This window comes from Bradyrhizobium sp. 22 (assembly GCF_000482425.1).
GTDB lineage: Bacteria > Pseudomonadota > Alphaproteobacteria > Rhizobiales > Xanthobacteraceae > Bradyrhizobium > Bradyrhizobium japonicum_B.
In genome coordinates this window covers 765,330-775,404 of the sequence record NZ_KI519400.1, presented here as the reverse complement: position 1 = coordinate 775,404, position 10,075 = coordinate 765,330, and the positions used below count along the sequence as shown (strand labels likewise).

At 65.8% G+C, this 10,075-nt stretch carries 10 protein-coding genes; 7 read left to right on the top strand and 3 right to left on the bottom strand.

Annotated elements, in window-relative coordinates:
• The first annotated feature begins 10 nt into the window (after window positions 1-10).
• Together K410_RS0129165 and K410_RS0129160 are read left to right on the top strand one after the other, a co-directional pair.
• Window positions 11-1,657, top strand: coding sequence for a GMC family oxidoreductase (locus tag K410_RS0129165; RefSeq protein ID WP_028138155.1), 1,647 nt, complete (start codon window positions 11-13; stop codon window positions 1,655-1,657).
• A 134-nt stretch (window positions 1,658-1,791) separates the two neighbouring features.
• A complete protein-coding gene (locus K410_RS0129160) occupies window positions 1,792-2,334 on the top strand; it encodes an REP-associated tyrosine transposase (protein WP_028138154.1) in 543 nt (180 codons plus the stop codon).
• Window positions 2,335-3,556: 1,222 nt separating this feature from the next.
• Here K410_RS0129160 and K410_RS0129155 read toward each other — a convergent pair.
• Together K410_RS0129155 and K410_RS0129150 are read right to left on the bottom strand one after the other, a co-directional pair.
• Window positions 3,557-4,399 (bottom strand): AAA family ATPase, encoded by an 843-nt coding sequence (locus tag K410_RS0129155; protein ID WP_028138153.1) that lies wholly within the window; start codon window positions 4,397-4,399, stop codon window positions 3,557-3,559.
• A gap of 106 nt (window positions 4,400-4,505) precedes the next feature.
• Window positions 4,506-4,751, bottom strand: coding sequence for a GlsB/YeaQ/YmgE family stress response membrane protein (locus K410_RS0129150; RefSeq protein WP_027519717.1), 246 nt, complete (start codon window positions 4,749-4,751; stop codon window positions 4,506-4,508).
• Window positions 4,752-4,874: 123 nt separating this feature from the next.
• On the opposite strand from K410_RS0129150, the gene K410_RS0129145 reads away from it, so the two are divergent.
• From K410_RS0129145 to sseA, 3 genes are all read left to right on the top strand, one after another.
• Window positions 4,875-6,050 (top strand): vWA domain-containing protein, encoded by a 1,176-nt coding sequence (locus tag K410_RS0129145; protein WP_028138152.1) that lies wholly within the window; start codon window positions 4,875-4,877, stop codon window positions 6,048-6,050.
• 152 nt (window positions 6,051-6,202) lie between these two features.
• Window positions 6,203-6,616, top strand: a complete 414-nt coding sequence (locus tag K410_RS0129140; protein ID WP_028138151.1) for a rhodanese-like domain-containing protein — start codon at window positions 6,203-6,205, stop codon at window positions 6,614-6,616.
• Window positions 6,617-6,712: 96 nt separating this feature from the next.
• On the top strand, window positions 6,713-7,567 hold the full coding sequence (gene sseA, locus K410_RS0129135; protein WP_028138150.1) for a 3-mercaptopyruvate sulfurtransferase: 855 nt from the start codon (window positions 6,713-6,715) through the stop codon (window positions 7,565-7,567).
• 58 nt (window positions 7,568-7,625) lie between these two features.
• Here the strand turns inward: sseA and K410_RS0129130 are convergent, their stop codons facing one another.
• Window positions 7,626-8,435: a hypothetical protein gene (locus K410_RS0129130; protein WP_049820375.1), complete on the bottom strand. Its 810-nt coding sequence runs from the start codon at window positions 8,433-8,435 to the stop codon at window positions 7,626-7,628.
• Window positions 8,436-8,482: 47 nt separating this feature from the next.
• Between K410_RS0129130 and K410_RS39860 the strand changes: the two genes are divergently transcribed.
• Window positions 8,483-8,623 (top strand): hypothetical protein, encoded by a 141-nt coding sequence (locus tag K410_RS39860; RefSeq protein WP_155253740.1) that lies wholly within the window; start codon window positions 8,483-8,485, stop codon window positions 8,621-8,623.
• Between the two features lie 181 nt (window positions 8,624-8,804).
• Window positions 8,805-10,019 carry a L,D-transpeptidase gene (locus K410_RS0129125; protein ID WP_049820452.1) on the top strand — a complete coding sequence of 405 codons (1,215 nt, stop codon included), beginning with the start codon at window positions 8,805-8,807 and terminating at the stop codon, window positions 10,017-10,019.
• Window positions 10,020-10,075: the final 56 nt, after the last annotated feature.

Here is a 10,075-nt window from a genome sequence, read left to right as displayed (position 1 = left end):
CCGAGGGACCATGGATAGATTCGACTACGTGATCGTCGGCGCCGGCTCTGCCGGCTGCGTGCTCACCAGCCGCCTCAGCGAGGACCCGAACACCAGCGTCTGCGTGCTTGAGGCCGGGCCGTCCGACTGGCATCCCTACATCCATCTGCCGGCGGGTTTCATCAAGACCTTCCACATGAAGAGCATCAACTGGGCCTACCAGCAGGAGCCGGGGCCCTGGACCGGCGGGCGCAGCATCTATGCGCCGCGCGGCAAGACGCTCGGCGGCTCGTCCTCGATCAACGGCCACATCTACAATCGCGGCCAGCGCATGGATTTCGACACCTGGGCGCAGATGGGCAATCGCGGCTGGGGCTATGCCGACGTGCTGCCCTACTTCCGTCGGCTGGAGAGGCGCGTCGGCGAGGGCGAGGACACCTATCGCGGCCGTGAGGGCAGCCTCACCGTCACCACCATGGACTGGCGCGATCCGCTCTGCGAAGCCTTCATGGAAGGCGCAGTCTCGCTCGGCATTCCCCGCAATCCCGACTACAACGGCAAGAGCCAGGAAGGCGTCTCCTACTGCCAGCGCACCATCGAGAGGGGCCTGCGCGTCTCCGGCGCGACCGCGTTCCTGAAGCCGGCGATGAAGCGGCCGAACGTGCATGTGCACACGCATGCGCACGCGACCGAGATCATCTTCGAGGGCAAGCGCGCCGTCGGCGTTCGCTATATGAAGGGCGGTCGCGGCGGCACGCCGGTCGAGGTGCGTGCCAACAAGGAGGTGATCCTCTCAGGCGGCACCTATAATTCGCCGCAGCTCCTGCAGCTCTCCGGCATCGGCTCGCCCGACCTCCTGCAGCAGCACGGCATCGCCGTGCGTCACGCGCTGCCGGTCGGCGAGGGCCTGCAGGATCATTACGCCCCGCGCACGGTGGCGCGGGTGAAGGACATCAAGACCATCAACGAGCTCCGCCGCGGCTTGTCGCTGTGGATCGAGGCGCTGAAATGGGCAACCGCGCGCCGCGGCCTGCTCTCGCTGTCGCCGACCATGGTCTATTGCTTCTGGCACTCCGGCGAGAGCGCGGAGAGCTCCGACCTCCAGCTCACCTTCACGCCGGCGTCCTACAAGGAAGGCGTCCAGGGCCAGCTCGAGGACGAGCCCGGCATGACCGTGGCTTCCTGGCAGCAGCGCCCGGAGAGCCGCGGCTATGTCCGCATTCGCTCCTCAGATCCGTTCGCGCCGCCGATCATCCAGACCAATTATCTCGACGCCGAGCTCGACCGCCGCGTCATCGTCGGCGGCATGAAGCTTGCGCGCAGGCTTCTGAAGTCCGCGCCGCTGTCGCCCTATTACGCCTACGAGGATTTCCCCGGCCCCAACGTCAACACCGACGACGAATTCCTGCACGCCGCGACCCAGCGCGGCACCACCACCTTCCACCCCGGCTGCACCTGCCGCATGGGCCCGGCGGACTCGACCTGGGCGGTGGTCGATGATCAGCTCCGCGTCCACGGCCTCGAAGGCCTGCGCGTCATCGACGCCTCGGTGATGCCGCGCATGATCTCGGCGAATTTGAATGCGTCCACGATGATGATCGCCGACCGCGCCTCGGACCTGATCCGCGGCAAGGCCCCGATGGAAGCCGCACGGATTCCGGATACGGCGGTGGCGTGAGCTTTCGTAGGGTGGGTAGAGCGAAGCGAAACCCATCATCGTGCGGCAATCGCTGAAGCACGATGGGTTTCGCTTCGCTCTACCCATCCTACAAGAGCGATGACGTCTATCCGAGGTTGTGCCATGATGAGGGCATGACCTCCTATCGGCGCAACTTCGTCCCCGGCGGAAGCTTCTTCTTCACGGTCAATCTCGCCGACCGTCGACAATCGCTTCTGACGGCGAATATCGACCTGTTGCGCGCGGCCTTTCGCGAGATCCATCGACGGCATCCCTTCACGATCGATGCGATTGTGATCCTGCCGGAGCATCTTCACACCGTCTGGACGATGCCGGACGGAGATGCCGATTTTGCAACGCGCTGGCGACAAATCAAATCCGCTTTCTCCCGCAGTCTCGCAACAAGCGAGCCGGTGTCGGCCAGCCGCGCCGCCAGAGGGGAGCGCGGCATCTGGCAGCGCCGCTATTGGGAGCACACCATCCGGAACGAGGAGGATTATGCCCGGCACATCGACTACGTGCACATCAACCCGGTCAAGCATGGCCTCGTCAAACGGCTGTGCGATTGGCGTCACTCGTCGTTCCACCGCCACGTGACGCTCGGCATCTATCCGGCAGACTGGGCTGGCGATCTCTCAAAGTTAGAGCGCGGCGCCGACTTCGGGGAGCCGAGTTGATGCGATGATCTGTAGGATGGGTAGAGCGCAGCGAAACCCATCATCGTGCGGCAATCGCTGAAGCACGATGGGTTTCGCTGCGCTCTACCCATCCTACTAATTGCTGTAGCGCGTCCGGGACACGCGTTCGCTCGCAAGGCTTGCGAGTATCGTAGGGTGGGCAAAGCGACTTGTCCGCCATAGCTCGGAGAGCGGCGGCGGAAGCGTGCCCACGCTTCTGTTGCGATGTTGTAGAGGTGGTGGGCACGGCGCAAGTGCGCCTTTGCCCACCCGACAAGCTTGCTGTGTCGCTCGGCAGTCAACCCCTCCTCGCAAAAATATTCCACTTTACCGAAATTCGGAATTGCGGCATAGATCGACGCAGCCCGGCCCACGAAGAGGGGCGGTTCGCGAGTCGTTCGAAACGCGGGCCGGGTTGCGGTGGACGCGGCAGCGTTGTGCGCGAGAGGCGCGGGCAGGGCGGGTAGTCCCTGTGAGCCCGAGGCTTCGTGCGGACGAGCGGCGCTGAAGTCCGGCGAAGCCTCCTGGCGAAGCCGGATGAGCTGCGTACGGCAAAACCGTGTGGTCCTGGCCGTCGTTGCTACGGTCAAGCTTCCGCGGAGGTGCGAGCGAGCCCAACCGGGCAGACTGCATCATCCAATTCGCGGGGCGAGGGAGGCCAGAAGGAAAGTTCGGCTCCCGGGAGAGCACGGCATAAGCCGTCCAACCATCGCGCAGGGAAGGCCGAGCGTTCGGCGACACCTGTATGCTGCTGTGCGGTCTTTTTCGCGTGTGCTTTTCGCGCGGCAGACCGCGGGTGCCCGTCGGCGCCCGGCCTTCCCTGCGCCCTCTTTCTTTTGGGGCGAGGAATGAACGCAAAGCTCGGGCGAGATGCGCCGCGAGGCTGCGAAGGTGTGTCTGCGAGCCAATGTCGTCGTAGGATGGGTAGAGCGGAGCGAAACCCATCATGTTTCCGCGAGGTGGATGTGCGATGGGTTTCGCTCCGCTCTACCCATCCTACGAGTGCACGTCGGAGATTGACGCCGATGCTCTCAATGACGGTTTGGAGGCAGGCTCGCGCCAGCTCCGCTCTCGTGCCCCGGACGCAGCGCAGCGCCCTTGCGGTGCGCTGCAGAGCCGGGGCCCATGTCTTCGAGCAACATCTCCGAGCAATCCGTGCTGCCCTGGGTCCCGGCTCTGCGCAGCAGCGTTGCACGCTGCAGCGCGTCCGGGACACGAAACCTTAGACTTCCCGCCGGCTCAAGAACGCCAGCCGCTCGAACAGATGCACGTCCTGCTCGTTCTTCAGCAGCGCGCCGTGCAGCGGCGGGATCAGCTTGCGCGGATCGCGCTCGCGCAGCTGCTCGACGCTCATGTCCTCGTTGAGCAGCAGCTTGAGCCAGTCCAAGAGCTCCGACGTCGACGGCTTCTTCTTCAGGCCGGGCACCTCGCGCACCTCGAAGAAGATGCGCAGGGCTTCCTCCACCAGGCGCTTCTTGATGCCGGGGAAGTGGACGTCGACGATGCGGCCCATCGTGTCGGCGTCCGGGAACTTGATGTAGTGGAAGAAGCAGCGGCGCAGGAAGGCGTCCGGCAGCTCCTTCTCGTTGTTGGAGGTGATCATCATGATCGGGCGCTGCTTCGCCTTGATCGTCTCGCCGGTCTCGTAGACATGGAATTCCATGCGGTCGAGCTCGAGCAGGAGGTCGTTCGGGAATTCGATGTCGGCCTTGTCGATCTCGTCGATCAGGAGCACCGGGCGCTGCTCGGCGCTGAACGCCTCCCACAGCTTGCCGCGCTTGATGTAGTTCCTGATGTCGGAGACGCGCGCATCGCCCAGCTGGCTGTCGCGCAGACGCGACACCGCGTCGTATTCGTAGAGACCCTGCTGCGCCTTGGTGGTGGACTTGATGTGCCAGGTCAGAAGCGGCGCGTTCAGCGCCTTCGCCACTTCCTCCGCCAGCACCGTCTTTCCGGTGCCGGGCTCGCCCTTGATGAGGAGCGGGCGCTCCAGCACGATCGAGGCGTTGACGGCGACCTTGAGATCGTCGGTCGCAACATAGTCCTTGGTGCCGGTAAATTTCATCGCGCGTCCTTGTTGGTCGTCGTCGTGAGGCAGTGCCAATTTCGCTGCCTCGGTCACGACAAGCGAACGGCCGCACATGGCGGCCGTTCCTGGTTCGGTCAGGCTTTCAGACCCGTTTTATCAGCGAAAGGATGACGAGCACAATCACCGCGCCGATGGTGGCGTCCACGATCGCGCCGACCGTGCCGGTGGCGAGCTGGATGTGCAACTGGGGCAGCACCCAGCTCGCAACCAGCGCGCCGATGATGCCGACGACGATGTTGCCGATCAGCCCAAATCCCGCCCCGTGGACAATCTTGCCGGCAAGCCAGCCTGCGATCGCGCCGATGATGAGCGCTGCGAGAATTCCCATTGCATACGTCCCCAAGACAACCCCGTGAGGGCGCCAATTCTAGAGCAAAAAGCATCCGGGTCCAGCGCCCAGCGGCAGCCTCCGCCCCTTGACGTTCGCCCCCCGACGGGCAATCTGTCACCCATGTTCCTGCAATTCTTCACCTCTCTGCGCGACGCGCAGGTCCCTGTGACGCTGCGCGAATACCTCACGCTGGTGGAGGCGCTCGACGCCGACCTTGCGGACTACTCGGTCGAGAACTTCTACTACCTGTCGCGCGCCTCGCTGGTGAAGGACGAGCGCAATCTCGACAAGTTCGACCGCGTCTTCGGCACGGTGTTCAAGGGGCTGGAAAACCTCCTGGACGCCATGGAGAAGGCCGAGATCCCCGAGGAATGGCTGAAGAAGCTCGCCGAGAAATACCTGACGGAAGAAGAGAAGAAGCAGATCGAGGCCATGGGCTGGGACAAGCTCATGGAGACCTTGAAGAAGCGGCTGGAGGAGCAGAAGGGCCGGCACCAGGGCGGCTCGAAGTGGATCGGCACGGCAGGCACCTCGCCGTTCGGCGCCCACGGCTACAATCCCGAGGGCGTGCGCATCGGCCAGGAAAAGAACCGCAACAACCGCGCCGTGAAGGTGTGGGACAAACGCGAGTTCAAGGATCTCGACGGCAATGTCGAGCTCGGCATCCGCAACATCAAGGTGGCGCTGCGCCGCCTGCGCAAGTTCGCGCGCACCGGCGCGCCCGACGAGCTCGATCTCGACACCACCATCCGCGAGACCGCCAATCACGGCTATCTCGACGTCCACATGCGCCCCGAGCGGCGCAATGCGGTGAAGCTCTTGGTGTTCTTCGACATCGGCGGCTCCATGGACATGCATATCGAGCAGGTCGAGGAGCTGTTCTCGGCGGCGAAGAGCGAGTTCAAGCACATGGAATATTTCTACTTCCACAACTGCCTGTATGAAGGCGTGTGGAAGCAGAACAAGCGCCGCTTCACCGACCGCACGCCGACCTGGGACGTGCTGCACAAATACCCGCACGATTACAAGATCGTGTTCGTCGGCGACGCCTCGATGAGCCCTTACGAGATCATGGTGCCCGGCGGCTCGGTCGAGCACGTCAACGAGGAGCCCGGCTCGGTCTGGCTCGACCGCATCATCCGCACCTATCCGCATGCGGTGTGGCTGAACCCGGTGCAGCAGAAGCACTGGGACTATTCGGAATCCACCACCATCATCAAGCGCATCTTCGCGGGCCGGATGTATCCGATCACGATCGAGGGGCTGGAAGCCGCGATGAAGGAATTGACGCACTAGCTCCATCCACCGTCATTCCGGACGGCCGCAAGGCGGCCGATCCGGAATCTCGAGATGGAGTGTGACGATCGAGGTTCTCAGGTGCGCAAGTGCGCACCATGGTTCGATGCTGCGCATCGCCCCGGAACGACGGAGAAAAGAAGGGAAGACCCATGCCCCAAAACATCACCCGCGGCATCAAGGCGCTGATCGACGAGGCCAATGCCGAGATCGAGACGCTCACCGCCAAGGACGCCATCGAGATCTCCAAGAACGGCGACGTCGTCATCGTCGACATCCGCGACCCCCGCGAGATCGAGCGCGACGGCCGTATCCCCGGCGCCTTCGCCTGCACCCGCGGCATGCTCGAATTCTGGATCGATCCGCAGAGCCCCTACGCCAAGCCGATCTTCCAGGAGGACAAGAAGTTCGTGTTCCACTGCGCCGGCGGCCTGCGCTCCGCGCTCGCCGCCAAGACCGCGCAGGACATGGGCCTGAAGCCCGTCGCCCACATCGCCGGCGGCTACGCCGCCTGGCGCGATGCCGGCGGCCCGGTCGAGAAGTGGGAGCCGAAGAAGAAGGGCTAAATTTGTCACACGCGGGCTTGACCCGCGTGTCCATCATTTCAAGAACGATGGATTGCCGGGGCAAGCCCGGCAATGACGACTGGAGAGTAACTTCGCATGACCGCCACCGACCCCCTCGTCTCCACCGAATGGCTCGCCGCCCATGTCGGCGATGCCAACGTCAAGATCCTCGACGCCAGCTTCAAGCTGCCGGGCGTGCTGCCGCTGCCGAAGGACGATTATCTCGCCGCGCATCTGCCCGGCGCTGCGTTCTTCGACGTCGATGCGGTGTCGGACCATTCCAACCCGCTGCCGCACATGTATCCGAGCGCCGAGCAGTTCGGCCGCGACGTCGGCAATCTCGGCATCTCGAACGCCGACACCGTCGTGCTCTACGATGCCGGCGGCTGGGTCGCCGCGCCGCGGGCGTGGTGGATGTTCCTGGCGTTCGGCCACGACAACGTGCGCATTCTCAACGGCGGCCTGAAGAAATGGCGCGCCGAGGGCCGCCCCGTGGAGAGCGGCGAGGTGAAGCCGAAGCCGGCGGCGTTCAAGGCGAGCTTTGACGGCAAGCGCGTGCGCAGCATGCAGCAGCTGATCGCCAATGTCGAAACCCGTGCCGAGCAGGTGATCGACGCCCGCGCCGCCGACCGTTTCGAGGGCCGCGCGCCCGAGCCGCGTCCGGGCATCCGCTCCGGCCACATCCCCGGCGCCCGCAACGTGCCGTATAATCTGCTGTTCGACGCCGCGACCGGCACGATGAAGCCGCTCGAGGATCTGCGCGCCGCCTTCACGGGCGCCGGCGTCAGGCTCGATGCGCCGATCGTCACCAGCTGCGGCTCCGGCGTCTCCGCCGGCGTGCTGACGCTCGCGCTCTACCGCCTCGGGATCACCGACACCGCGCTCTATGACGGCTCCTGGTCGGAATGGGGCCAGGAGGGCGGCCCGGCCATCGCGACCGGTCCGGCGTAACACCACGATGACGGTGCGCTCCCTCGCCCCGCTTGCGGGGAGAGGCGAAGCAAGAGCCTCACCGCGTCCGCGCGGTCGTCGTCGCGAACGCCGGCTGCTGCTGCTGGCCGAACGGATCCAGCTGCTGCTGCAATTGCTGCGGCGGCGGGCGCCGCACCACGCGCTGCCGCTTCTTCGCCTTCGCCTTGCGCTTGGTCGCCTTGTCGTCGGGCTTGCTCTCGACCTTGCTTTCGGCCTTGGCCTTCGCCGGCGCATCCTTCACGGCCGTCGTCGCCGGGTCGTTTAGCGCAGCCAGCTTCCCCGAAGCGACCTCGGGCGCCGAGGAGGCGGGGGCGGCATGGGGATCGACCGGTGCCGGCTCGCTGGCGGTTGCGGCGGCGTCAGGCTGACCGTCAGGCTTGGCGTCCAGCTTGGCGTCCGGAATCGACGCCGTGGCGTCGGCTGGGGTGAGCGTGTCGGCAGGAGCCGGCGCAGCGGCTTCCGTCGTCGTCTCGGACTCGACCGGCTCGATGGCCGCCGCGTCCGTGGCGGGCGCAGCGACCTGGGCCGGGACGTCAGCCTCGGTCAGCGCGGCGACCTGCTCCGGCTCGGGCTCGGTTGCCGGCAGTCCAATGGTCGGCACCCGGTCGCGCAACGACGGCTCGGGGTCGGCCGCGACCTCCGGCTCGGCGCGGAGGATTGCGAGCACCGGCGGGGCCGGCTCGGACACCCGCGCGAACATCTGCTCCTGCGGGCCGTTCCGCCAGGAGGGGTTGCTGACATACTGCTCATGGCTTGCGCGCAGCAGCGCGGCGGCGCCCAGGCCGAACACCAGGATGGAGGTTGACAGCAGGATCGCGGCAAACAGGAAGCGAAAGCCGGGAAGCATCGAAGGATTGCGGATTTCCGCCCCGGCGGCGTGGGGTGCCAGGGCCCATGAGCCATCTGAACGCGGTGACGGTACTGTTTGCCGCGTTCGCCGCGCGGGGATCGGAGCTCAAATCGGCGGCGAATCAGGCTGATTCGAACATACCGCAACGATTCCGAGCCGTTCCGTTAAATTCGGAGCTGACGTGACGGGCAATCCGCGGCGCCATCCGATTTCCGGCCCGTGATGCAACGGGGCAACGGTAGTCTTGCGGATCACAAAACGGCAAATCCGGCTCAAATAAGCCTGATATGTCTTGAATGTGCCGCTATCTTCCGTCATCTGGCCGTTAACGGTCCGATCGGGCTTGGGGACTATACAAGAGCGATGATGATCAAACATTTTCTGACGATATGCGCTGCCGCAACGGTCGCTGCGGCCGGAACCTCGCTCGCGCAGGCTCAGAGCTATCCGGTCCAGCAGGTGCCGGCCTACGGCGCACCGTCGGAGTATCGCCCCGGCGATCGCACGCCGAATTTCGATGCGCTGGACGATGACGACGACGGGCTGCCGCACGCATCATTGCCGCCGCCCGGCCCGGCTGACGATCCGCGCTATGGCCGCCCGCTCGGCACGCCCCCGGTCTACTCGGCAGCCCCGCCTCAGGGGCCGGTGATGTCGCCGGATGATCCGCGTTACGGCCGTCCGGCAGGCGCTCCACCGGTCTATTCGGCCGCGCCGCCGCAGGGCCCGGTGATGTCGCCCGACGATCCGCGCTATGGCCGCCCCGCCGGTCCGCCGGCGGTGATTTATGCCGATCGTCCCCCCCAGCAGGCTCCTGCCAATGATGGCCTGCGTCCGCCGGAGGCCGTCGGCGGTCCCGCCGCGACCGGAACGGTCCAGGCCGGCCAGCCGCCCGTCGGCACCGATGGTCGCCCTGTGACCCTGGCTGCGCTGCCGCCCGAGGAGCAGCCCGATGCTGCGCCGGTGCAGCTGCCGCCGAACCTGCGCCGCCAGGAGGTTTCGTTCCAGACCAAGGAGCCGGCCGGCACGCTCGTGGTCGATACGCCCAACACCTATCTCTACTACGTGCTCGGCAATGGCCGCGCGATCCGCTACGGCGTCCGCGTCGGCCGCGACGGCTTCACCTGGACCGGCGTGCAGAAGATCACCCGCAAGGCCGAGTGGCCGGATTGGCATCCGCCGACCGAGATGATCGAGCGCCAGCCCTATCTGCCGCGCTTCATGGCCGGCGGCCCCGGCAATCCGCTCGGCGCCCGCGCGATGTATCTCGGCTCGACCGTCTACCGCATCCACGGCACCAACCAGCCCTCGACCATCGGCAAGTTCGTCTCGTCGGGCTGTATCGGCATGCTGAACGAGGACGTCTCCGACCTGTTCGATCGCGTCAAGGTCGGCACCCGCGTCGTCGTGCTCCCCGGTGGCCCACCGCCGGGAACGGCGACCGCCTCGGCTGCGCCGACGCCCGGCGCTGCCACATCCGGTGCAGCTGGTCCGGCTCCGATGTCGGCCCAGGCTGGTCCGGTCCCCGGGACGCAGCCGACGGTGGTGCCGCCGCTGCCTGCCCCGGTGACCGTACGCTAAGCGCTACAAGAAATCTGATAGAGCGAAGGGCGTGCCATCGGCACGCCTTTCATCGT